This is a genomic window from Idiomarina piscisalsi (genome assembly GCF_002211765.1).
In the GTDB taxonomy this organism is placed as follows: Bacteria; Pseudomonadota; Gammaproteobacteria; order Enterobacterales; family Alteromonadaceae; genus Idiomarina; species Idiomarina piscisalsi_A.
On sequence record NZ_CP022133.1, the window covers coordinates 771,667 to 796,032 of the forward strand.

Annotated in this window: 22 protein-coding genes; 14 read left to right on the forward strand and 8 right to left on the reverse strand. The window is 47.2% G+C overall.

Annotated elements, in window-relative coordinates:
- The first annotated feature begins 2 nt into the window (after positions 1-2).
- The gene (locus tag CEW91_RS03695) at positions 3-1,199 is read left to right on the forward strand and encodes a phosphopentomutase (protein WP_088767718.1); all 1,197 of its coding nucleotides are present in this window, start codon (positions 3-5) and stop codon (positions 1,197-1,199) included.
- Here the strand turns inward: CEW91_RS03695 and CEW91_RS03700 are convergent.
- Positions 1,196-2,887 (reverse strand): methyl-accepting chemotaxis protein, encoded by a 1,692-nt coding sequence (locus tag CEW91_RS03700; RefSeq protein WP_088767719.1) that lies wholly within the window; start codon positions 2,885-2,887, stop codon positions 1,196-1,198. The two genes, CEW91_RS03695 and CEW91_RS03700, sit on opposite strands and share 4 nt — an antisense overlap.
- Before the next feature lie 178 nt (positions 2,888-3,065).
- Between CEW91_RS03700 and prfC the strand changes: the two genes are divergently transcribed.
- Both prfC and CEW91_RS03710 read left to right on the forward strand, forming a co-directional pair.
- Positions 3,066-4,655, forward strand: a complete 1,590-nt coding sequence (gene prfC / locus CEW91_RS03705; RefSeq protein ID WP_088767720.1) for a peptide chain release factor 3 — start codon at positions 3,066-3,068, stop codon at positions 4,653-4,655.
- Between the two features lie 6 nt (positions 4,656-4,661).
- Positions 4,662-5,420, forward strand: a complete 759-nt coding sequence (locus CEW91_RS03710; RefSeq protein WP_232507022.1) for a TatD family hydrolase — start codon at positions 4,662-4,664, stop codon at positions 5,418-5,420.
- A 15-nt stretch (positions 5,421-5,435) separates the two neighbouring features.
- On the opposite strand, the gene CEW91_RS03715 is transcribed toward CEW91_RS03710, so the two are convergent.
- The gene (locus CEW91_RS03715; protein WP_232507023.1) at positions 5,436-6,059 is read right to left on the reverse strand and encodes a YtjB family periplasmic protein; all 624 of its coding nucleotides are present in this window, start codon (positions 6,057-6,059) and stop codon (positions 5,436-5,438) included.
- A gap of 26 nt (positions 6,060-6,085) precedes the next feature.
- Here CEW91_RS03715 and serB point away from each other — a divergent pair, with 26 nt between their 5' ends.
- Entirely contained in the window at positions 6,086-6,736 is a 651-nt protein-coding gene (gene serB, locus CEW91_RS03720) for a phosphoserine phosphatase SerB (RefSeq protein WP_088767722.1), read from the forward strand.
- Here serB and CEW91_RS03725 read toward each other — a convergent pair.
- Complete coding sequence (locus CEW91_RS03725; RefSeq protein WP_088767723.1) at positions 6,722-9,226, reverse strand: PilZ domain-containing protein; 2,505 nt, start codon at positions 9,224-9,226, stop codon at positions 6,722-6,724. The genes serB and CEW91_RS03725 overlap by 15 nt on opposite strands.
- A 62-nt stretch (positions 9,227-9,288) precedes the next feature.
- Here CEW91_RS03725 and radA point away from each other — a divergent pair, with 62 nt between their 5' ends.
- From radA to CEW91_RS03745, 4 genes are read left to right on the forward strand one after another with little or no spacing between them, the layout of a single operon-like run.
- The gene (gene radA / locus CEW91_RS03730; protein ID WP_088767724.1) at positions 9,289-10,653 is read left to right on the forward strand and encodes a DNA repair protein RadA; all 1,365 of its coding nucleotides are present in this window, start codon (positions 9,289-9,291) and stop codon (positions 10,651-10,653) included.
- Entirely contained in the window at positions 10,643-11,449 is an 807-nt protein-coding gene (locus CEW91_RS03735; protein ID WP_088767725.1) for an ABC transporter substrate-binding protein, read from the forward strand. Before radA ends, CEW91_RS03735 begins: the two co-directional genes overlap by 11 nt.
- The gene (locus CEW91_RS03740; protein ID WP_157776064.1) at positions 11,442-12,434 is read left to right on the forward strand and encodes a FecCD family ABC transporter permease; all 993 of its coding nucleotides are present in this window, start codon (positions 11,442-11,444) and stop codon (positions 12,432-12,434) included. The genes CEW91_RS03735 and CEW91_RS03740 overlap by 8 nt, the downstream gene beginning before the upstream one ends.
- Before the next feature lie 5 nt (positions 12,435-12,439).
- A complete protein-coding gene (locus CEW91_RS03745; RefSeq protein ID WP_088767727.1) occupies positions 12,440-13,189 on the forward strand; it encodes an ABC transporter ATP-binding protein in 750 nt (249 codons plus the stop codon).
- Positions 13,190-13,195: 6 nt separating this feature from the next.
- Here CEW91_RS03745 and ettA read toward each other — a convergent pair whose 3' ends face one another.
- Entirely contained in the window at positions 13,196-14,860 is a 1,665-nt protein-coding gene (gene ettA / locus CEW91_RS03750; protein WP_088767728.1) for an energy-dependent translational throttle protein EttA, read from the reverse strand.
- Positions 14,861-15,019: 159 nt separating this feature from the next.
- Between ettA and glyA the strand changes: the two genes are divergently transcribed.
- Genes glyA through ribBA form a run of 4 tightly spaced genes read left to right on the forward strand, consistent with a single transcriptional unit; the run spans position 15,020 to position 19,027 of the window.
- Positions 15,020-16,276 carry a serine hydroxymethyltransferase gene (glyA, locus tag CEW91_RS03755; RefSeq protein ID WP_088767729.1) on the forward strand — a complete coding sequence of 419 codons (1,257 nt, stop codon included), beginning with the start codon at positions 15,020-15,022 and terminating at the stop codon, positions 16,274-16,276.
- 51 nt (positions 16,277-16,327) lie between these two features.
- On the forward strand, positions 16,328-16,777 hold the full coding sequence (gene nrdR, locus CEW91_RS03760) for a transcriptional regulator NrdR (protein WP_053952613.1): 450 nt from the start codon (positions 16,328-16,330) through the stop codon (positions 16,775-16,777).
- Positions 16,770-17,906: a bifunctional diaminohydroxyphosphoribosylaminopyrimidine deaminase/5-amino-6-(5-phosphoribosylamino)uracil reductase RibD gene (gene ribD, locus CEW91_RS03765; protein ID WP_088767730.1), complete on the forward strand. Its 1,137-nt coding sequence runs from the start codon at positions 16,770-16,772 to the stop codon at positions 17,904-17,906. Before nrdR ends, ribD begins: the two co-directional genes overlap by 8 nt.
- A 5-nt stretch (positions 17,907-17,911) precedes the next feature.
- The gene (gene ribBA, locus CEW91_RS03770; protein ID WP_088767731.1) at positions 17,912-19,027 is read left to right on the forward strand and encodes a bifunctional 3,4-dihydroxy-2-butanone-4-phosphate synthase/GTP cyclohydrolase II; all 1,116 of its coding nucleotides are present in this window, start codon (positions 17,912-17,914) and stop codon (positions 19,025-19,027) included.
- Here ribBA and CEW91_RS03775 read toward each other — a convergent pair.
- The 4 genes from CEW91_RS03775 to CEW91_RS03790 are packed head-to-tail and all read right to left on the reverse strand — an operon-like array spanning position 19,008 to position 22,381.
- The gene (locus CEW91_RS03775) at positions 19,008-19,913 is read right to left on the reverse strand and encodes a ketopantoate reductase family protein (protein ID WP_088767732.1); all 906 of its coding nucleotides are present in this window, start codon (positions 19,911-19,913) and stop codon (positions 19,008-19,010) included. The two genes, ribBA and CEW91_RS03775, sit on opposite strands and share 20 nt — an antisense overlap.
- Entirely contained in the window at positions 19,903-21,243 is a 1,341-nt protein-coding gene (locus tag CEW91_RS03780; protein ID WP_088767733.1) for an AmpG family muropeptide MFS transporter, read from the reverse strand. The genes CEW91_RS03775 and CEW91_RS03780 overlap by 11 nt, the downstream gene beginning before the upstream one ends.
- On the reverse strand, positions 21,243-21,833 hold the full coding sequence (locus CEW91_RS03785) for a peptidylprolyl isomerase (RefSeq protein WP_088767734.1): 591 nt from the start codon (positions 21,831-21,833) through the stop codon (positions 21,243-21,245). The genes CEW91_RS03780 and CEW91_RS03785 overlap by 1 nt, the downstream gene beginning before the upstream one ends.
- Positions 21,833-22,381 carry a YajG family lipoprotein gene (locus CEW91_RS03790; RefSeq protein WP_088769346.1) on the reverse strand — a complete coding sequence of 183 codons (549 nt, stop codon included), beginning with the start codon at positions 22,379-22,381 and terminating at the stop codon, positions 21,833-21,835. The genes CEW91_RS03785 and CEW91_RS03790 overlap by 1 nt, the downstream gene beginning before the upstream one ends.
- 129 nt (positions 22,382-22,510) lie before the next feature.
- On the opposite strand from CEW91_RS03790, the gene CEW91_RS03795 reads away from it, so the two are divergent.
- Together CEW91_RS03795 and CEW91_RS03800 are read left to right on the forward strand one after the other, a co-directional pair.
- Positions 22,511-23,599 (forward strand): ketoacyl-ACP synthase III, encoded by a 1,089-nt coding sequence (locus CEW91_RS03795; RefSeq protein ID WP_088767735.1) that lies wholly within the window; start codon positions 22,511-22,513, stop codon positions 23,597-23,599.
- Positions 23,600-23,613: 14 nt separating this feature from the next.
- A complete protein-coding gene (locus tag CEW91_RS03800) occupies positions 23,614-24,360 on the forward strand; it encodes an enoyl-CoA hydratase (protein WP_088767736.1) in 747 nt (248 codons plus the stop codon).
- Positions 24,361-24,366: the final 6 nt, after the last annotated feature.

Below are 24,366 nucleotides of genomic sequence, written 5' to 3' on the forward strand. Positions count from 1 at the left end.
TTATGGCCAGAGCAATCGTGATTGTTTTAGATTCTTTAGGTATCGGAGCGGCTCCGGACGCTGGTAAATTTGGTGACTCAGGAGCCGATACGTTTGGTCATATCGCCGAAAAACGTAAGCAATCAGGCGCCGCATTCAGTATACCGAACTTGCTTAAGTTAGGGCTTGGTGAGGCTCACCGAGGCGCTGTTGGCCATTACGCAGATGGTATTCATGAATGTGAAACCGAAGGCGCATTTGCGTGGGCGGCAGAGGTGTCATCCGGTAAAGACACGCCGTCAGGTCATTGGGAGTTGATGGGGGTACCGGTCCACTTTGACTGGGGATACTTTACGGATAAAGAGAACAGCTTTCCAAAAGACTTACTGCAAAGGATTCAAGCGCAATCGGGTATACCGGGTATTTTGGGCAATTGTCATGCTTCTGGCACTGAAATTATTCAGCGGCTGGGTCAAAAGCATATTGAGACTGGCGCTCCCATATTTTACACCTCCGCAGACTCAGTGTTTCAAATAGCCGCACATGAAGAGTATTTTGGTCTTGAGCGCCTCTATAAACTGTGTGAGCAAGTGCGAGGGTTGCTGGACGACTATAATATTGGCCGTGTTATAGCGCGTCCGTTTGTCGGGGAAACGCCCGATGATTATGTCAGAACGGCTAATCGTAAAGATTACTCGGTATTGCCTCCTAAGCCGACGGTATTGAATAAATTAGAAAGTGCTGGGGGACAGGTCATTGGCATTGGTAAAATTTCAGATATCTTTGCACATAGCGGCATCAGTCAGTCGTTTAAAGGAAAAGACTTATCTGAGCTAATGGACAAAACGTTAAAAGCAATGGGTACCGCGGGTGACAATACCCTTATTTTCACCAATTTAGTCGATTTTGACACACTGTATGGGCACAGGCGAAACGCAGAAGGGTATGCGCAAGAACTTGAACATTTTGACCAATGGTTACCGAAAGTCATCAGCGCAATGAGAGAAGATGATTTGCTCGTGCTAACGGCGGATCATGGCTGTGACCCGACATGGCCGGGTAGTGATCATACTCGAGAGTATGTTCCGTTGCTGTTGTCGGGGAGAAAAGTAGCAGCTAAAAGTCATGGCGAGCGACAGAGCTTTGCCGACTTAGGTCAAACACTCTGCCGCTGGTTTCGGTTATCGCCTATGGACGAGGGCACAGCTATCGACATTTAGTCAATGCGATAGCGTTTTACGTTATCTTCAAGTTGGTGAGCAGTGTCTGTTAACTCGCGCATGTGTTCACCCGCTTGCTGAGTGCCGCTGGCAGTCTGCTTAGCGATATCGACAATTTTTGTCATGTTTTCGTTTATGGTTTCTGAAACCGACGTCTGCTCTTCTGCTGCCGTGGCAATTTGGGCATTTTGGCTATTAATTGTGTTAACGGCTTCAAGTACCTGAGCCAGCGCTGTTTCGACTTCTGCGGCCTCAGCAACACTGGTTTCACTGCCTTGCTTTATGGCTGACATCACTTCTGAGACCTGTTTACTGCCGCTTTGCAGCTGTTCAATCATACTCTCAATTTCATGAGTGCTGTCTTGCGTGCGCTTAGCCAGAGTGCGAACTTCGTCAGCAACAACCGCGAATCCACGGCCGGCTTCACCGGCACGGGCCGACTCAATAGCCGCGTTTAAAGCCAGTAAATTGGTTTGCTCAGCAATGGCACGAATAACATCCAATACCGAGCCAATTTCAGCAGAGTGCGCGTTCAACTTTTCTACTTCAGACGAGCCATCTTCTACTTTCTCAGCAAGGCCATGGATGACATTAACGGCCTTAGTTAACAGATGGTTAGCGGAGTGCACAAGCTCTTCTGCTTGCTCTGCAGCGCTTGATGCTTCACTTGCGCTGCGGGCAACTTCCTGTGACGCTGTCGCCAGTTCATTAATAGCGGTCGCAATCTGTTCGCTTTCTTCCTGCTGCTCGTTAACCCCATTACGCGCTTCGGTAAGTACACCGTCTAAACGCTGAGTCGAGTGAGTAACCGATGTCGCCGACGTCCGTATATTGGCGACCATATCAGAGACTTGGTCGGCAAAGTTATTAAATGCCTGGCCGAGCTCAGACATTTCGTCATTGCTGTCGGTATCTAAACGTTGGGTCAGGTCACCGTCGCCCTTAGCTATTTGATCCATTGCATTTAATGCCCGCTTCAACGGCCCTGTAATTCCTTTCACGACAAACAGGGCAAGGGCAGCGATGATAAGCAGCACAATAATGGATGCGATGATGGTACTCGCAGTGGACTCTGCTAAGGCATCGTCAACATTACCTTCAATAACTTGTGTTTGCTCTTGTAGACCTGCTGTCCAAAAGCCGGTACCAACAACCCAGCCCCACTCTGACAGCATATCCGCGTAACCTAATTTGGGATTGACCTGACCACTGGTGTTCTCCCAGTCGTATTCGACGAAACCACCGCCACTCTCTGCCGCTTCGATCAGCTCTTGGATGAGAAGAACGCCGTTTGGATCTTTAAAGTTGTATAAGTTCTTGCCTTCCAGTGACTGATTCACACCGTGCGCGATGCTGTTTCCTTTATCGTCATAAACAAAGACGTAACCGACGTCGCCGGAATCATCAAAGCGAAGCTGGCGCAAAATTTGTTTCGCACGCTCTTGGCGCTCTGGTAAAGAGCCTAATGAGTCGTCTTCAACCAAATGTTCAATTGAACTCATAGCCAATTGCAGATAGTTACGGACTTCCTCTCGGGCATCTTTTTGCATTTGTGACTTAAAGTCTGACACTGCGTTCTGCGCAACTTGTGTCGACTGCGACAAGTTGTACCAGGTCAGGAAAACGGCTATAAGCAGTGGTGGAATGAGTGCCAGAGAGAACACTTTCGCTTTAATGGTCAATCTCATAGTTTCGTAGCCTTGGTTATGACGTTAACTTGTCTAGTTTAGTACAAGCTAAACAACTTATCTGTTAGACGTTTGTGGAATCTTATTAAGTTGGTGTTAGTCATCCTTAATTTGTGTATCGGCAGCAGATAAGCGAAAATAAGGGCAATTAATTAATAACTGAAATTGAGTGCTGTTAATGTCTGACGCAAAGTTACACGAAGAAGTTGAAAAAAGACGTACATTCGCGATTATCTCTCACCCCGATGCGGGTAAAACGACCATTACGGAAAAAGTACTTCTGCACGGTCATCAAATTCAAAAAGCGGGCACAGTAAAGGGAAAGAAGTCCGGACAGCACGCAAAATCAGACTGGATGGAAATGGAGCAGGAGCGGGGTATTTCCGTCACGACTTCGGTTATGCAGTTTCCGTATAACGAGGCGCTGGTCAACCTTCTGGATACGCCAGGGCATGCCGACTTCTCCGAGGACACTTACCGAACGCTAACGGCGGTGGATTCTTGTTTAATGGTTATCGACGGTGCGAAGGGTGTTGAGGACCGAACCATTAAGCTGATGGAAGTCACTCGCTTAAGAGATACGCCTATTTTGACGTTTATGAACAAGCTTGACCGCGATATTCGCGACCCACTTGAGCTATTGGATGAAGTGGAAGATGTTCTGAAAATCATGTGTGCGCCGATCACCTGGCCAATCGGCTCAGGTAAAAACTTCAAAGGCGTTTACCATTTACTGCGTGACGAGGTCATTCTCTACAAAACCGGCCAAGGACACCGAATTCAGGAAGAAGACATTATAAAAGGTCTCGACAACCCTGAGCTCGATGAACGTCTAGGCGTGTGGGCTGAAGAATTGCGGGAACAAATTGAGCTGGTTGAGGGAGCATCGAATCCTTTTGACTTAGAAATGTTCTTAGCAGGCGAATTAACACCGGTGTTTTTCGGTACCGCACTTGGAAACTTCGGTGTTGATCATATGCTCGATGGGCTTGTGGACTGGGCGCCTAAACCGCAATCGCGCGAGACAGATGAGGGCAGCTTTGTCGAGGCTGATAATAAAAACTTTTCAGGGTTTATTTTTAAGATCCAGGCGAATATGGATCCGAAACACCGCGACCGAGTGGCGTTTTTGCGAATTGTGTCGGGTAAATATGAAAAAGGCATGAAAATGCGGCAAGTGCGAACCGGTAAAGATGTCAGAATCAGCGATGCACTGACCTTTCTGGCCGGCGACCGTTCGCATGTTGAGGAAGCGTTCCCAGGTGATATTATTGGTTTACATAACCACGGTACTATCCAAATAGGTGATACCTTCACCGCCGGTGAAGAGTTTAAATTTAGTGGCATTCCAAACTTTGCACCGGAGCTGTTCCGCCGTATTCGCTTGAAAGATCCGCTTAAGCAAAAGCAACTTCTAAAAGGTTTGGTTCAGCTGTCAGAGGAAGGTGCTGTGCAGGTATTTCGACCGCTTATTAGCAATGATCTTATTGTTGGGGCGGTAGGTGTGCTGCAGTTTGATGTTGTGGTTCATCGCTTGAAAACCGAATACAAAGTGGAAGCCATCTACGAGAACATTAATGTCGCTACAGCACGTTGGGTTATGTCGAAAGACGAGAAAAAGCTGGATGAATTCCGTCGAAAAGCAGAGTCGAATTTAGCGTTAGATGGCGGGGACAACCTGACCTACATAGCGCCGACCATGGTGAATTTAAGTTTGGCTGAAGAGCGCTACCCCGATATCACCTTTACCCATACGCGCGAGCATTAGCTTATTATGCGGCTCTTTGATACGCACTGCCACCTCGACTTTGATGCCTTTGATAAGGACAGAGAGGCGGTGCTGGAAAGAGCGAATGAAGCCGGCGTAGAAGGGTTTATGGTGCCAGGGGTGACACGAAACCAGTGGGAGAAGCTGACATCTTTAGCAAGTAAGAACACTAGTTGGTCTTATGCACTGGGTTTGCATCCCTGGTTTATTGAAGAGCACGACATCAGCGATATCGAAGCGCTTGAGCAGACGTTGGAGCAGCAAAAAGGGCAGGTAAAAGCGGTAGGAGAAATTGGTCTTGATAAAACCTTTCAGCACTATGACAAGCAACATACGCTTTTCATTCGCCAGCTTGAGCTGGCAAAGCAGTTGAAACTACCGGTTATTATTCACCACCGTAAAACGCTCGACCGTACTCATGCCGATATTAAGAAGTACGGGCCTGAGCGAGGTGTTATTCATGCGTTCAGCGGCAGCCACCAACAGGCGATGAAGTTTGTTGAACAAGGCTATAAGCTCGGCGTGGGGGGAGTGATCACTTACGACCGAGCACAAAAAACGAGGCAGGCTATCCAAGAAGTACCGATAGAAAGCCTGGTACTCGAAACCGATTCACCGGATATGCCGCTGTCTGGGTATCAAGGACAGAGAAATGAGCCTTATCGAGTGGCCCTTGTGTTAGATGCTTTAGCTGAATTAAAAAGCACTGATAAGGAGGCGCTGGCGTCACAGTTATGGAAAAACAGTGTCGAGTTGTTTAGTTAATACCTAGCGTAGCGCTTATTTCTGCCAGTAGCGGTCTCGTATTCGGTTAAAGCCCAGCATAATAAACACGCCCGCTAGCATGGCGAGTAATAGCAGTACTTTGCCCTGCTGCATTAATCCGTCGTGTGCCTGCCTGCTTTGGGCTAACAAAGTGCTTTTATCAAAAACGACCTGGATATAGCCGCTGATATGTTGCTCTTCGTTGATTTCTTCAATCAGTATCCAGGGATCCGCCTTTAAACTGGCCGCTGGCCAGTCGATGATAGACGTTGCCGCCCCTGAGGCGACCATATCTTCACCAAAACGATCGCGAATAACCGCAGATAACACATGAGGCTGACTGGTTATATAGTCAACCAGTTGCTGCAATTTGTCGGTTTCTTGCTGTTCAACCCAATGGTGTGCTTCGTGCTCAACTTGCTGCATTAGCAGCTCGGTAATTGACTGGGTTTGGTTAAAAAGTTGCTGCTGTGACTGAACACTGGCAATATTCCAGACGTTAATAATAATAAACAGCAAACCTGCCGCAGCACCCAGCCGCAAGGCGCGTTTGGTCGCAATGTGCATAAAAGCGCGAGTGGTATCCTTCAACAACCAGCTTTTAAGTGGTTGCCAGAGATTATTTTGTTGAGTACGCATAACACAGATTCAGGAGTTTTTGATTCATGAAGTATCCGTCTGGTTTAATCGTTTTCGATATGGATTCTACCTTAATTGGTATTGAGTGTATCGATGAAATTGCTCGACTCAATGATTGTTATACTAAAGTTGCAGAAATAACAAAAGCGGCGATGGAGGGAAAACTGGATTTCAGTGAGTCGCTACGCCAAAGGGTGGCTTGTCTTAAGGGCGTTAGTGAGTCGTCACTTCAGGCGCTATTTAACCCTATTCCTTTGCATCCAGGAGCAAAAGAATTGTTCTCCACCTTAAAAGAAAAAGGATGGCAGCGAGCTATTGTTTCAGGTGGCTTCACTTGGTTTGCCGACAGGCTTTCTGCTGAACTTCAGGCGGATGCCGTTATCGCGAACCAACTAGAAGTGAGTGACGGGCTTCTCACAGGACGCGTTTTGGGTGATATAGTCGATGCCAGCATCAAAGCGAGCTCCCTGCAGGCCTTAGCAAAAAAGTGGAATATTCCGATGTCTAAAACGGTTGCTGTCGGTGACGGGGCCAACGATGCTATGATGCTCGAACAGGCTGCCGTCGGTATTGCTTATCAGGCGAAACCGTCGTTAAAACGTATTGCGGATTATTGTATTGATGAACCTGACTTGCGCCAGGTTCTTTTCTGTTTAGAGAGTTCACAGCTTATCTAACCAGGAAACCAGTCGCTCTTCTTGTTCGTTAACGGAAGCCGAATCCGGCAGCGTAAAGCTGAGTAAGCTGGACGTAACATCGATAGTTTCGGCAACGCCGAAAATTTTCCATAGTTCTTCTTCTAAGTCTTCTGCTTTATAGGCTGCGTAGTAGCTCATGTACGCGAGTTCTGCCTGAATAAATTGGATATCCGGCTTGCCGGCTCTTGATAAATTGACAGCAATAGCTCGAAAGACCGAGTTCGGCAGACATTGATCAATAAAGCCATGGATATCGTCGGTCGCATGAGTTTCACACCATTGAGTCTGAACAATGTACTCTCCATTTTGACGATAAAGCCGAATAAGAAGCAGAAGTGATTCCGGAAACGCGTCACGCTCCATGGACTTAAGCTTAGGTTCAAACACCTCCGTTACTGAATGTCCTCGTAACAGCGGTTGTAAGTTAATAATAGTGTCGCGGCTACCCGGTAAACGTTTCAGAATACTTAACCAACCGGAGGTCCACGAAGAAACGCCAACCCGGCGAGTTGATAATGCTTTTTGTTTTGAGCGATTAAAAAACACCGGTACCGCGGCTGGCGCATAACAATATAAATTTCTTAAACATAACGGCAGACCGTTAACGGATGTGTTTTCGACTTGTAGCTTTAATACATCTCGTTGTTCACGTATCAGAAAGCGAATAAAGTCAGACCCCCGATGAGGATCCGCAGTTGTATCCGCTTTTAGCCTTAATGTCGTTCCTGCGCGGTCGGTTGATGCGACAAGGTAAGGCAGCTCGCTGAGTTTGGCTTTTTTATACGTTTTTAAAAAGCCGGTCATAGAAATATAAATGGTATCGCCCGCAGAGATACTAGCGGGAGTATCCATTTGTACCTGTAAGCCACTAATTGAGAGATCGATAATCATCGCATCTCTGACAAACTTCCCAGCTTTCACGCGGCAACGACTGCGGTAGTTAAAGCGTCGCTCTTTGCGCAGGTTAACGAACTCTAACCGCGCTTCTTTGGTTCTTAACGGTACCGCCGGCGGATGAGCAAAGGCCTTTAAAGAAGGCAGTTGCGACTTAGTAACTTCTCCAACGGTTAAGTCATTAACGTAAGCCGTAACATCGGAAACCGCCGCCAGGTATTTCAGCGGCTTAACAGCCTGTTTTACCTCAACTGAAGGAGGATTGATACGAAACGGAACTTTTATATGCTCCGGAACCGCTTGTGGTTGCCAGGCTAGTTCGCTATTGCAAGAACGAACGTCAACTTGAAACACTCGCCAGGAAGCTTTTTGACGACCAAAGGCAATATAAGTGTCCCAAAGCCCGGATCGCTTTAACTCATCGACGGTAGCTGAATAGTGATAAATTTTGCCTCGTGCTGTTATCGAAAAGCTCAAAATAATCAGCTGTGCCGTACCGGCTGACTCTAATTGTTCGAGAATCTGCTGACTGCGCCGCACATTAAATATTGAACCGAAACTAATTTGATTGAGCTCATTTAACCAGGTATCTAAAACAAACCGATTATTGTCTGTCGTTAACACATAGTCCGCAATGAGCCGTTTGTTTGCTTCTGAAAAGTAAACGGGTAATTGCCGCGTTCTCGGTAAGAAGAACTGCTCGTGTCCTTTATTAATGACGCTGTCATAGGTGTTATCAATATTAACGCGGTAACGTTTTTTGTAGCCATTAATGAAACGCTGGAAGAAACGGTCAAGTTCGTCGGAGCGAAACTCTGACGCTCGATTTAAATTAATGTACTGCTTTCCATCAACTTGCTGTACGCCAACGACGACATAGGGAATGCGCATTTCAGGGTCGACTGTGAACTCCTTGGCTAAGCCGACAAAAGACAGCTCGAGTTGTTCTTGTGCCTTAATGTCTCGTGGTTCGTCCAGCCTTATGCGCATACCGGTAATGGATATGTCGGCGGTAATCCCTTTAAACTGCTGCTTGCCAGCGTCGGTTAACAGAACATCTATGGTAAAATTCATGCGCTCTTCTGAGCGATACGGATAACGACCAAAATGGAAAGTTTCCGCTAAATAGGAATAGGGCTCGTTAGACTCATTTCTAAATGGCGACTGACCGCTTACCGGCTCAGCATTTTGAGACGCAAGGCTTTGTGCATAAGCTCGCTCTTCTTCCTGGGCACGACGGAGTTGATTATCGGCGTCAAGAATTTGTTCAAACGTGTCTTGAGTAAATACGCCTTTGTAGGTCTCCAGGCCTTTTTCAAAGATCTCGATAGCAACGCTGTCCAGCTGGTGCCGACGGCCTTGATGCTCATAAGGAAAGCATTTGTCATCGACTTGATTCCGTAAGTCAACCGTTCGACGACAAGGAGCGGCGAGTCGGTTAAGCTCCATTTTTAATTTGAAACGAGTGGGACCGTCCAGATCTTTGGTTAAGGCCTGGAAAATAGCGTCGAAATCAGAATCGTAAACAACGGGTTTCAACTGATCAATTAATTGGTCAAAATAAGAGTTTGGCATCAAGATCCATTTTTATTCGTTATTCTTGAATATTACCTCATATTAAAACGAGAAGCAGATTAATGGCAAAAGCAAAAACGGCATACGTGTGCAGCGACTGTGGAGCAGACTTCCCACGTTGGTTAGGGCAGTGCACAGAATGTAAAGCATGGAATACCTTAACCGAAGTTCGTCTGGCATCAAAACCAGCTTCTCCGGCAGTCGCGCGCCAGGGGTTTGCGGGAATGACTGAAAGCAAAGTGCAAACGCTTAATGAAGTGGACCTGCAGGAAGTGCCGCGTTTTAGCTCTGGCTTTAAAGAGTTTGATCGGGTGTTGGGCGGTGGGGTTGTACCGGGCTCGGCTATTTTAATTGGCGGCTCACCCGGAGCCGGGAAAAGTACTCTATTATTGCAAACGCTCTGCCAACTCGCTGAGAAAATGCCTGCATTATACGTGACCGGGGAAGAGTCGTTACAGCAGGTTGCCATGCGAGCACAGCGCCTGAACTTGCCGACTGATAAATTACGAATGTTGTCAGAAACCTCTGTGGAAACCATTTGCCAGCTGGCTGACAAAGAAAAACCAGCCATTATGGTTATCGACTCAATACAGGTAATGCACTTGGCGGACATTCAGTCGGCGCCAGGCAGCGTATCTCAAGTGCGGGAAGCGGCCGCTTACTTAACTCGTTACGCAAAGCAAAAGAATGTTGCCATTATTATGGTTGGTCATGTGACCAAAGAGGGCTCCTTGGCAGGGCCTAAGGTACTGGAGCACTGTATTGACTGTTCCGTTATTTTGGATGGCTCTTCAGATTCACGTTATCGAACGCTCCGAGGCACTAAAAACCGCTTCGGTGCGGTAAACGAGTTAGGCGTGTTTGCTATGACGGGAGGAGGCCTGAAAGAGGTATCAAACCCCTCCGCAATATTCTTACAGCGTGCTGAAGAACAAGGCAACGGCTCTGTGGTTATGGTGGTTTGGGAAGGTACTCGACCATTACTCGTTGAAATACAGGCACTCGTCGACTATTCCGCATTAGCAAATCCAAGGCGTGTAGCGGTGGGCTTAGAAGCAACGCGGTTGGCGTTATTGCTCGCTGTTTTGCATCGTCATGGCGGTTTGCAAGTGTCCGACCAGGATGTGTTCGTTAATGTGGTTGGTGGGGTAAAAGTGGCAGAAACCTCAGCCGATTTGGCGTTACTGCTGGCGATTGTATCGAGCTTTAAAGGCGATCCTTTGCCCAGGGAGTTGGTGGCTTTCGGTGAGGTCGGCTTAGCTGGCGAAATCCGTCCTGTGCCAAACGGGCTGGAGCGATTAAATGAAGCGGCCAAGCATGGCTTCAAAAAAGCCGTGGTGCCTATTGCCAATAAACCTAAAATGGCGCCGGAAGGTATGGAAGTTATTGGTGTGAAAAATCTACAGCAGGCGTTGGATGTTATTTAAATTTACTACCATAAGCGCTCTGCTGATTGCGTTGACAACCCTACCGGCTCAGGCTGAGAATAAAAAGCGCTGGGTTTCCCTCAACCAGTGTGTCGATATTGCGCTGGCGCGTTGGAGTGAACGCGGTGAGCTGGTCGGTATTACTAAATTGCATAAAGATAATGAACTGTCCGGTATCGAAAGGCACAACGGTACTCTGGAAAGCATTTTGTCCTTAAGACCAACGACGGTTTTTGCGACGGAGTTTAACCAGCGGAGGTTGATTGAGGCGTTGAAGGACTATGTGGATGTTGTCGTTTTGCCGCAACCCCGGAGCTGGGAGATTTATGAACAGTGGTTGTCTATTATGTCAGCTCAAACGGGGTATTCTGAAAAAGTAGACCAACATAAAACGAAGCTGCAAATTGCGCTTGATTCGCAAGCGGATAGCCGATCGGCAATTGTTATTATGCCGAATCAGTATAGCTGGGGAGAAGGTAGCTGGACGGATAGCATGTTTAGCCAAATGGGCTGGCAAAATCTCGCCTCTACAGCCGGCTATGACTTAGTATCGATCGACTTAGAACAGCTGATAAGCTGGCAGCCGGACACGGTCATTATGGAAGGTTTCGCCGATGACGCCAAGTCAGCTGACTTCGCTCTGGCCAATATTTGGCGGCATCATCCTGTAGTACGCAGATGGATGGAGGAACAAGACAAAGTCCATTTCATTCCCCATGAAACATCGTCATGCCCGGTCGTGAATGCAGCTGAGTACGTCGAAGCGCTTGGCCACAGGAGAGGCAACCGTGAGTAGGTTAATGAAATGGATGTTAGTGCTCACTACCGGGATTATAGCACTCTCGTTGTGGCACGCATCGCAAGGTAGTAGCGGAATCACGCTTTTGGACTGGTGGCATAGTGGCACTTTGTCGGTTTATCAAAAGACCATTTTAGTGGACATTCGATTGCCAAGGTTGGTACTTGCACTTGTCAACGGCGCAGCGCTTGGGCTGGCAGGGGCAGCCATGCAGTTGTTACTCAGAAACCCACTGGCAGAGCCTGGACTGACAGGTGTATCGTCTGGCGCAGCTTTAACAACGGTGGCTGTACTGTACTTTGGTCTGCTGCCCACGTTTTCCTGGTTGTTACCGTTTATTGCATTGGCTGGTGGCTTGGCCGCTATTATTGTCGTAGTGATGATGGCGGGAGGCTACGCCGACGTTAACCGGGTCATTTTAGCGGGGGTTGCGATTTCCTCATTGGCGGGTGCTGCAATGGCGCTGCTGTTGTATTTAGCCCCTAACCCATTTGCTTTTCAGGAATGGAGTCAGTGGACATTAGGAAGCCTGGCAAACAGAGGCTGGTCACACGTCATGTTGATGCTACCACTTGCCTTTGTCGGTGCAGTCTTGGTGTTGACTCAAACGCGTTTCTTAACCGCACTCACTTTTTCCGAAGAAACCGTTGTCAGTATGGGATATAGCTACCCGATAAGACGCAATCTGGTGTTGATTGCTGTGGCATTACTGACAGGAAGTAGCGTCGTTAGTGTTGGTATTATTGGTTTTGTGGGCCTGCTTGCACCCCATGTGGTAAGGCTCTTGGGACTTGACCACCCCAAACACGTTTTGTCTATGAGCGCGTTAACCGGAGCTTTGCTGGTGTTATCGATTGATATTTTTGTGCGCCTAATGAGTGTGGGGCGAGAGTTACCACTGGGGGTAGTTGCTGCGGTTATTGGGGCGCCCTTACTGATTTTTCTGCTGGTAAGGCAGAAAGCTCGGCATGCGGTAGGGTAAATACAGTGCTAACCATAGATAATGTGAGTTTGAAAGGGATTAATCGACCAAGGCTGAGCAACGTCGGGTTGTCTCTTGATAGCGGCAAATTAATCGGTTTGATAGGTCCCAATGGCGCAGGTAAAAGCTCTCTGCTAAAGGCAATAGCTGGGGTTGAAGCAGCTTCGGGAAAGCTTTTATGGAATAGACAGTCGCTATCCGCCATGAATGATAATGAAAGGGCAAATACGTTGTCGTATATGGCTCAAGACGATACCCCACAGTGGGATTTGACCATAGAAGATATTATCGATATTGGCCTTTTAAAGAAGCGACTTTCTCGCTCAGAGCGGCAGCGGCGTGTTGAAACAACAAGTGAAACACTTAATCTTTCTGAATTTACTGGTCACTCGATCCAACGGCTGTCGCGTGGTGAGTTACAGCGGGTTTTGCTGGCTAGGGCACTCGTTTCTGAGCCCGAGCTGTTACTTTGTGATGAGCCGACTAATGCTCTGGATATTTACCATCAACTGAATGTGTTGCAGCTACTTAAAAAACAAAGTGAGCAGGGTCGGTTAGTGATGATGGCCATTCACGATATCCCACAGGCGGCTGAGTATTGTGATGAATTAGTCTTGTTGGATAAAGGCCGGCTAGTTTGTCATGGACAACCCTTTGAGGTGTTAACCAAAGAGAATTTGGCGGCCACTTTCGGGATCCATGCGGACTGGATTTGCAATAAAAGGGGCGTAGCCTGGCAGCCTCGCCCCTTATAACGGCTGTTAGCCAATAGGCTTATATTTAATACGGTGTGGCTCCATCGCCTGCTCACCGAATTTGTCCTTCATATAAGCTTCGTAATCACTGTAGTTACCTTCGTAGAAGACCACTTCGCCTTCGTCACGGTAATCCAGAATGTGGGTAGCAATGCGGTCAAGGAACCAACGATCGTGCGAGATAACCATGACAGAGCCCGGGAACTCCAGAATGGCTTCCTCAAGTGCGCGCAAGGTTTCAACGTCCAAGTCGTTGGTTGGCTCATCGAGCAACAGAACGTTACCGCCGGCTTTTAACAGCTTAGCCAAATGCACCCGGTTACGTTCACCACCCGACAGTTCGCCAATGCGTTTTTGTTGGTCGGTACCGCGGAAGTTAAAGCGACCGACATAAGCGCGGCCATTCACTTCAAAGTTACCAATTTTCAGGATGTCATTACCGTCTGTAATTTCCTCAAAGACGGTTTTCTTGTCATCCATGTTGTCGCGGAACTGATCAACACTGGCCAGTTGCACAGTTTCACCCAATTCGATAGAGCCGCTGTCAGGCTTTTCTTCGCCGCTGATCATACGGAACAAGGTTGATTTACCCGCACCGTTAGGACCAATAATACCGACAATAGCGCCTTTAGGCACACTGAAGCTTAGATTGTCGATAAGCTGGCGCTTCTCGTAAGCTTTGCTAATACTATTAACTTCAATAACCTTGTCACCCAGGCGAGGACCAGGCGGAATAAACAATTCGTTGGTTTCGTTACGTTTCTGGTAGTCGCCACTTTGCAGCTCTTCAAAGCGGTTAAGACGCGCTTTGCTTTTCGCCTGGCGACCTTTCGGGTTAGTACGTACCCACTCAAGCTCTTGTTTAATCGTCCGCTGGCGAGCTTTCTCGGCACGTTCTTCCTGCTCCAGGCGTTTCTCTTTCTGTTCCAGCCAGGACGAGTAGTTACCCTCCCATGGAATACCATAGCCACGGTCAAGTTCAAGGATCCAACCGGCAACGTTATCAAGGAAATAACGGTCGTGGGTAATGGCAACGACGGTCCCTGTGTAATCGTGCAGGAAACGTTCGAGCCAAGCGACAGATTCCGCATCCAGGTGGTTGGTAGGCTCATCTAACAGCAGCATATCCGGCTTAGATAACAGCAAGCGACAAATAGCCACACGACGTCGCTCACCACCCGACAAGTTGCCGATTTTGGCATCCCATTCAGGAAGGCGTAAAGCATCTGCTGCGCGCTCCAGAATATTTTCAATGTTGTGACCGTCTTTGGCTTGCAATAATGCTTCCAACTCGCCTTGTTCTTTCGACAGTGCATCGAAATCAGCATTCTCATCAGCGTAGGCCGCGTAAATTTCATCGAGGCGAGCCAGCGCTTCTTTGACGTCTGTAACAGCCTCTTCAACCGTTTCTTTTACCGTTTTGCTTTCATCGAGCTCAGGCTCCTGCGGCAGGTAACCAATTTGAGTCCCTGATAATGCGCGAGCTTCGCCTTCGTACTCTGTATCAACACCCGCCATGATGCGGAGCAGGGTCGATTTACCGGCACCGTTGACACCCAAAACGCCAATTTTGGCCCCCGGAAAAAACGACAGAGAAATATCTTTTAAGATGGTTTTCTTAGGTGGCACAACTTTGCTCACCTGAGACATTGAATAGATATATTGCGCCATAGCGACGTAAAATCCTTCCTATCGACAAAAAAGTTACTGCATAGTTTACTGTTATTTACGAACATCCCCAAACTTTGTTGTGCTGAACTAGGCACTCATTTGTGTTTTAAGGTAAAATACCCCACAAATTAAGACCATTTAATGATTTGGAGAGCTGTAATGCTGAAATCTGAGATGAACATTGCCGACTTTGATGCGGACTTATGGCAAGCAATGCAAGGCGAAGTTGAGCGTCAGGAACAACATATTGAACTGATTGCATCAGAAAACTACACGAGTCCGCGAGTCATGCAGGCGCAAGGTTCTCAGTTAACCAACAAGTACGCAGAAGGCTATCCACATAAGCGCTATTATGGCGGTTGTGAGTTTGTCGATAAAGTCGAAGACTTAGCCATTGAGCGCGCCAAAGAGTTATTCGGTGCAAAATACGCAAACGTACAGCCACATTCTGGTTCGCAAGCAAATACAGCGGCATTTATGGCGCTGATGGAAGCCGGGGACACGTTCCTCGGTATGAGCCTGGCTCACGGTGGTCACTTAACTCACGGTTCTGGAGTTAACTTCTCAGGAAAGCTTTATAACGCCGTTTCGTATGGCCTGGACGAGTCCACTGGTGAAATTGACTATGCCGAAGTTGAAAAGCTGGCGCTGGAACACAAGCCGAAAGTGATTGTTGCCGGCTTCTCAGCCTATTCTGGTATCGTTGACTGGAAAAAATTCCGTGAAATTGCGGATAAAGTTGACGCCTACTTAATGGTCGATATGGCGCACGTAGCGGGCTTGATTGCCGCGGGGGAATACCCGAACCCAGTACCTTACGCGCACGTTGTTACGACGACCACGCATAAAACCCTGGCGGGCCCACGTGGTGGTTTGATTATTTCCGGTAGTGATGATGAAAAGCTACACAAGAAACTGAACAGCGCCGTATTCCCGGGTAACCAAGGTGGCCCACTCTGCCATGTTATTGCTGGTAAAGCGGTTGCATTCCAGGAAGCTTTGCAGCCGGAATTTAAAGAATATCAAAAGCAGGTATTAGTGAACGCCAACGCCATGGTAAAAACCATGCAGGCGCGCGGATATAAAATCGTATCAAATGGCACTCAGAACCACCTGTTCCTGGTTGACCTAATTGACAAAGACATTACCGGTAAAGACGCAGATGCGGCTTTAGGTGATGCATTTATTACGGTTAATAAGAATGCGGTTCCGAATGACCCACGTTCACCTTTTGTGACTTCTGGCTTGCGTTTAGGTACACCGGCAATTACTCGCCGTGGATTTAAAGAAGCGGAAGCTGAACAAGTTGCTAACTGGATTTGTGACGTTCTGGATGATATCTCGAACGAGAGCAAAATCAGCGAAGTTCGCGAACAAGTAAAAGCGTTATGCGCTAATTTTCCAGTATACGGATAATTACGCACTATCGTTACTCGAGTCGTAAAGCGCACTTAAAGGAGTCAGGCAATGCATTGTCCATTTTGTGGCACACAAGACACCAAGGTTATTGATTCGCGATTAGTTGCGGATGGCGCCTCGGTACGTCGCCGGCGTGAGTGTAATCATTGCAAGGAGCGTTTTACGACGTTTGAAACGGCTGAACTCATCATGCCTCGGGTTATTAAAACCGATGGCTCGAGAGAACCGTTCAATGAAGATAAGCTACGTAACGGGTTGTTAAGAGCACTTGAAAAGCGGCCAGTTAGTCTGGAGCTTATGGAACAGGCTATTAATAAAATTAAATCGAGTATCCGTGCGACGGGTGAGCGTGAAATAACCAGTAATTTTATTGGCGGATTGGTTATGGAAAACCTGAAACAAATCGACAAAGTGGCCTATGTAAGGTTTGCTTCCGTTTATCGCTCGTTCGAAGATATTCGAGAGTTTGGCGAAGAAATCGCTCGTCTGAATGATTAAACTGTCGCAGCTAAAAGTTGATCACGAAATGATGCATCGTGCCATTGAGTTGGCTCGGCGCGGTATTATGACAACGCGTCCTAACCCTGCTGTCGGTTGTGTGATAACCAAAGACAATAAAGTCATTGGTGAAGGCTGGCATCAGCGAGCCGGCGAACCGCACGCGGAAATTCATGCATTAAAGCAGGCCGGTGCTGACGCAAAAGGTGCAACGGCTTATGTGACTTTAGAGCCGTGCAGCCACATGGGACGCACGCCGCCCTGTGCGGACGCTTTAATTGAAGCGGGCATTGCGCGTGTTGTGGTCGCTATGCATGATCCGAACCCTCGGGTGAGTGGTAATGGCATTAAGCGTTTGCACGAAGCGGATATTGACGTGTTGGTTGGCGTGTTGGAAAAATCCGCGGAACAGCTGAACCCAGGGTTCTTGTCCAGAATGCGAGAAAACCGCCCTTTCATTACTGTCAAAATGGCCTCGTCGCTGGATGGAAAAACGGCGTTATCGGATGGCCGCAGCCAATGGATAACAGGTTCCCATGCGCGTGCCGATGTTCAGTATTGGCGAGCTCAGTCCGACGCGATCCTTACTGGTGCTGATACCATTTTAAAAGACGATCCCATGCTGACGGTTCGGCAGAGCCAGTGGCCAGCGACAAGGTCTTTACCTGAACCGTTAAAACAGCCGATACGTATTGTTATCGACAGCCAAAACCGAGTGACTGATGATGCTAAAATCTTTGAATCATCCGCACCGGTATGGTTAGTTAGATGCGAGCCGGGAAAACCGATCCGCCATGCCCATTGCCACGAGGTTATAATTGATAAAGCAGCCAGCGGAAAAGTTGAGCTGAGCGCTTTGATGACTGAGCTGGCTAAACGGGAAGTGAATCAAGTTTGGACTGAATGTGGTGCCTCTTTAGCAGCAGCACTTATAGAGGCGGGTTATTGTGACCGGCTAATAATGTATAGCTCAGGTCAGCTACTGGGCAACGCGGCGCGTTCACTCTTTGATATTGACGAACCGAATACTTTAGACAAAGCGATACGCTTTAAAATAACTGACAGGCGTCAGGTTGGTGATGACCAACGAGTTATCGCAGTACCCCAATTTATGACAGGAAAAGGTTAAGCGTTATGTCATTGCATAGCACAGAAGAGATTATAGAAGACATCCGTCAGGGAAAAATGGTTATCCTGATGGATGATGAAGATCGCGAAAATGAGGGTGACCTTATTATTGCTGCGGAATGCGCGACGCCAGAAGCGATTAACTTTATGGCGCGTTATGGCCGAGGACTTATCTGCTTAACCTTAACTGAAGAGCGTTGCCAGCAACTGAATTTACCGCTGATGGTGGACAAAAATAACGCGCCTTATGCAACAAACTTTACCGTTTCTATTGAAGCGGCAGAGGGCGTTACAACAGGAATTTCGGCAGCCGACCGCGCGAAAACAGTGTTGGATGCGGTGAAAAAAGATGCTAAGCCTGAAGATTTAGTCATGCCGGGACACATTTTTCCATTGAAAGCAAAATCGGGCGGTGTACTTAACCGCGCAGGTCATACCGAAGCGGGCTGCGACTTAGCGCGCTTAGCAGGGTTCGAACCTGCTTCTGTTATTGTAGAAGTGCTGAATGAAGACGGTACTATGGCACGCCGCCCAGATCTTGAGGCCTTCGCAAAACAGCATGATATTAAAGTTGGGACTATTGCCGATTTAATCGAATACCGCTCAACGCAGGAGAGAACGATTGAGCGAGTGGCCGAATGCTCCTTGCCAACCGCGTTTGGCGAATTTCACTTAGTGACGTATCAGGACACTATTGATAAACAGGTTCATCAGGCGCTTGTGCACGGTGACCTATCAGAAGATAAAGTGACCAACGTACGCGTGCACTTACAGGACACTTTCCATGACACTTTCCTGACGGATCGAGCTGCAAAACGCAGTTGGCCAATTCAGAAAGCAATGTCTTACATTGCCGAGAATGACGGTGTATTAGTGATTATTGGCCGCCAGCAAACGCCAGAAGATATTATTGCGCAGGTAAAAGAGTTTGAAGCACAAGACCATGGTGAGCATAAACCAACGGCGTCGGCTTCAAATGCGTCACGTAATGTGGGCTTAGGCTCGCAAATATTGGCGGATTTAAACATTCATAAAATGCGCTTGATGAGTTCGCCGAAGCGTTACTCAGCGTTATCCGGCTTTGGTTTAGAAGTGGTCGACTTTATTGAGGATAGATACTGATAAAGTCGCTCATTAGTTTTTCGTGAGCCGGCACTTTTAAGCCGGCTTTTTTCGCTCTTTTGATAATATAACCCGTCAGGTAGTCAATTTCTGTACGGCGATTATGACGTATATCTTGTCTCATTGAAGACTCGTTGTTTCGGGTTTCGCCAGCGACTCTTAGTATTTCCTCGTAAACACTCTTGGCATCTAAATTGACCTGTTCGACGCGAGCAACGCAGACCGCTTCGTCGACCAACGATTGAATAACTTCCTGCCACTCAGCTTTAAGCAGTTCGCCATTGTTACACTGATGAATGGCGGTTAATGGGTTTATTACGCAATTAATTAAAAGCTTTGACCAACGGCGGGTTTGAATATCGCTTTCAAAAAGAATGGGCTTAAAACTCTTTGCTAAAATTGCCTCGAAGTCTGCTTTATTTTCTTTCTGCTGCAGCCAGCTTCGACCTTTTCCTCGGTGCTCAATGACAATATGTGTTGGCTCTTGAGTAAGCTTCACCGCACCATGGGTGGTCACTAGGTGATAAATATTCAATGAGGTTAGTGAGTTAGGCAACTCAAGCATACCATTGTGACTCAGAATTATTGGCATGTCTTTGTCAAAGCCGGGAATTGCAGTGATACTTTCCAAAGCATTTACGACATCAAAGGCTTTTACTGCAACAATAAACACCGCGTCTTTGGCCAACTGACATTTCTGTGTCGGTAGAAAAGGTAATGTATAAGTGCTGTTTATTGTGCCTTCTTTTAAAGTTAATTGACCGTGCTTAGATTCTTTTTTGCGAGTTAAAGCCGAGCATTGCTGCTTAGCTTCAAGCAAATGGGAGGCGATGAGCCCGCTAATGGCACCAGGACCTAACACGTACCAATGATAGTCAGCTTGCATCTCTTGCTTCCTCAAGCTTTTTCAGCGGCTTACGAATAAACCAAAGGAAACAAAGGCTGGGAATGACCATTATCGCCGTTAAAACGAAAAATAGCGCCCAGTTGCCGTTCATCGCATCGACTAACACACCGCTGTACGACGCCAACACAGTTTTTCCCAGAGTCCCTAGTGACGCCATGAGTGCATACTGTGTTGCCGTGAATGTTCGGTTGCAAAGCAAGCTAATGAACGCAACAAAAGCCACAGTGGACCAGGCACTGGTAAAACCATCAATAAGAACGGCACTTAAGAACAAATTGGTGTTGGGACCGACTAATGCAATCCAGGAGAACATAAGATTTGAAGCGGACATGGCTAAACCACCAATAATCAGCCCTTTCACAATGCCAAGTCTTAGGTTAACAACGCTGCCTAACACTGCAAAAACAATAGTCACCCACCAGGTGACAAGTTTGGAATAGGTGCCAATTTCTGTGTTGGTAAAGCCAATTTCTTTATAAAACACAATAGACATGCGGCCTAAAAAGGCTTCACCAATTTTGAACAAGAAAATAAATGCCAAAAGTGACAACGCGAGTTTTATGCCGTTTCGTGTGAAAAACTCAGCAATGGGTGAAACAACGGTGTGCTTTATGCGCTCTTTGAAAAAGCTAAACCAATTCGATATAGGCTCAGCTGTCTCTGAAACGGCGGTATAAGTCGTGCGGCGAACAAGCAGTACAATAACGGCCAGAAACAGCATGACACAACCAAGACCGAAATAGGCGTGTTGCCAGTTCCAGTTAACGCCGTCGACGATAAAAAAGGGCAGTGCGCCTAAGCCGCTATAACCTGTCCACCAACCTGCCGTCGCCATGGCAGCTCCCGCACTTTGTAAACGACCTTCGCTCTCAGAGAATGATTCGATACGGTAAGCATCAATAGCAATGTCTTGCGTGGCTGAGCTTATGGCGATGGCTAATGCGGTTAAACCTGCGATGTGTAGATTGTCAGTGATATTTAGGCTAGCAAGCGCAAAGCAACCAGTAGCAATCAATAGCTGGCACAAAAATATCCAACTTCGACGTTGCCCCAACCACCTTGTTAGTAAGGGGAGTCTCACATTATCGATAAGTGGTGACCACAGAAAGTTAATCGAGTAAGCCCCAAAAACGGCGCCGAAATAACCGATAACAGAGCGAGTCAGTCCTTCCTCCTGAAGCCAGGCGGAAAGCGCTGAGCCAATCATCACCCAGGGAAACCCGCTGGCGATGCCGAGCACGAAAATAACCCAGACGCGCGACTGTTTATAAACATCCATGTCTTGCCAGAAGGGGATATGCTTTTCCATTAATTTTGAGGAACTATTTCAATTCGCTTTAAAACCGGCGGATTTTCAGGGACATCTCGCCAACCAGTTGCATCATCAAAGGGTTTTGACTCGAGCTTTGCCATTTTTTCCAGCACATCTAAGCCACCCACAATACGTCCAAAAACGGTATACCCCCAGTCGCCTTTGTCGGGATTTAAAGATGTATTGTCGTTGAGATTAAAGAAAAACTGACGAGTTGCTGTATGTGGACCTCGCTCTCGGGCCATTGCAATAGTACCGTATTCATTGAGCAGACCATTGCCTGACTCATTGACAACCTGTTCAAAAGTGGGTTTTCCCTGAAAGTCTTTATCATAGCCGCCGCCTTGAATGACAAAGTCAGGCACTAACCGATGAAAAATCGTGTCGTTGTACTGTGCCTTTTTGACATAACGAAAAAAGTTCTTGATAGTTAACGGCGCCGCTTCGCGATTCAATTCAACAGTGATATCTCCCATAGAAGTGATCATTCTCACTCTGGGAAATGGGTTGTCAGGTTGTATTTCGGCACAGGCGGGTGCAACAAAAGAAGCGGCCAGAAAACTGGCGAGTAAAATCCAAAACTTCATTAGTAAACCTCTCTCTCACTCAATCGGAGTTTAGGGTCGTTGGCAATATCGTTCAATACGTTATTTAAGAGATCACGGAACTGACGCTCAATAGTTGCCTGAGCAGGCTTCAGCGCGCCACTCGATTGTGCTTTGCCGGTATAAAAGTTGCTATAACGGCGGTTATCTCTAACGGCTTCCACTCGTATGCGGACATGATGTTCTAACTCGTATTTGAAAGCACTGACCTTTGCATCAATTAACGCTTTTTCTATCGACACATACCATTTTAAACCTTGTCCTTTTGGTGCATTTGCGGTTAAAGGCTTGAGCGACTCTTTAACGATGTCGGTCAACGGTTGCTGAGTTGGGGCAAATGTCGCTTTATCATCACCTTTTTTGTGTCGGTATAAATAGGAGTGAGTTCGCGTATCAATAACGTCCAGCTCGTTTACTTTTATTGAAAAAGTATCGTTTACCGGGGTTGTGCTAATAATAAGTGGATCCGGCTGGCTGGAACAGGCAGCTAAAATCGGAGCCAAAATAAGTACCAGAATTAAACGAAGCATAAGCATTATCCTTTTTCCTCAGATACATTCACCTGACAAATATTCGTGCTATGATACGAGCAATGACTGCTGTCTTGACGTAGCTTAGCACGCAGATAGCATTGACTGACAGAAGTAAAAGGTTTTGCCGTGACAAAATATGCAGAAATCACGGGTTGGGGAAAATGCCTTCCGCCGGCCGTTATGACAAACGATGATCTTGCCACTTTCCTGGAAACCTCCGATGAATGGATTGTTTCGAGGACCGGTATTTCAGAAAGGCGAGTTAGCCACGTGGGTACGTCGGAGCTGGCTACAGTGGCTGCACGCAACGCATTGGCTGCGGCTGATTTAGACCCTAATGAAATCGACTTGATCATTGTCGGAACGTGTACCGCAGACGAAATTATTCCGAATGTCGCTTCGGCGGTTCAGCAACGTCTTGGCGCAAAAAATGCGGCGGCGTTTGATTTGAACGCCGCATGCAGCAGCTTTTTATATGCCATGCATTTCGCGACTCAATCGATAAGAACGGGGGCGCACAGCAAAGTATTGTTGATAGGTGCAGAGTGCCTCACGCGTATTTTAGACTGGACAAAGCGTGAAAGCGCCGTGCTGTTTGGAGATGGAGCTGGTGCGATGGTGTTGGAAGCGTCAGACAATGAAGTTGGGTTGTTGGCAAGTCACGTTAGTTGTGACGCCGATGCGCGTGATGTGTTGAGTCTTGATTTTGGTCTCAATTTTGATCGATTCAACTTTGACGGCATTATGCAATTTGACTTTGTGGGTCAGGAAATTTTCAAACGAGCGGTTAAAGGTATGAGTGCCGCTGTTGAGAATGTTTTTGAACAAACCGGAATGACAACGGAAGACATCGATGCCCTTATACCGCATCAGGCAAACAAGCGGCTAATCGACTTCCTGGGCAAGATGTGTAAAGTGCCGAGTGAGAAAACGGTTATCAATATTCAAAAGTATGGCAACACCTCTTCCGCAACGCTTCCTATTGCGTTTGCGGAAGCGGCAGATAACGGCATTATCAAGCCCGGCGATAGCATTATGTCGGCGGTGTTTGGTGGTGGATTAACGTGCGGGGCTGGCCTTATTAAATGGGGGGAGCGCGTTACTCCTAAAAAGCCAAACCAAATGGAACTGCCAGCGGGCGATAAGACAGCGTTGGATATTATAGTACCAATGCATGAAGCAACCGCTAAGGCTTGGAAAAAGCGCCAACAATAAAGAGAGTAGGGCCAATGTCTGAACAGTCAGTGATAGTTAAAAAAGATAACGGTGTTGTTAGAATTCGCCTGAACCGTCCAGAAAAGAAAAATGCGTTTACGCAAGCAATGTATACCTTGTGTGAGAAAGCACTAAAAGAAGCTGATAGTGACAAATCAATTAATGCCGTTGTATTTGAGAGTGAAGGGGACAGCTTTTCTGCCGGTAATGACTTAAACGACTTTCTGGCGATAGAAAATCTCGATGAATCAGCGCCGCCATTCCGTTTTCTGCATACCCTGAACAAGGTGGAAGTACCTGTTGTTGCTGCAGTTAACGGTTTGGCCATCGGTATTGGAACCACTTTGTTACTTCACTGCGATATTGTTATCAGTAGTAATGAAGCGCTATACGCACTGCCGTTTGTACAATTGGGTCTTCTACCAGAAGCCGGTTCAAGTTTGTTGTTACCGCAAATTTGTGGTTATCAGAAAGCGGCAGAATTATTATTGCTAGGTGATAACTTCGATGCACAAACTGCGTTCGAGCTTGGTTTTGTGAATCATGTTGTTTCTGCCGAGCAGCTGGAAAGCAAAGTAGAAGAGGTGTTGAGTAAACTACGAGCTCAATCTGGGCAGTCTTTGCGGGTGTCGAAGAAATTACTTAAACACCCAATTGAATCAACGGCTGCACGAATAAGCCGTGAAGCTGAATATTTTGCTAAAGCGTTAAGCTCTCCCGAGGCAAAACAAGCGATTGCTCGTAAACTGCAGAAAAAGTAAGCGAAA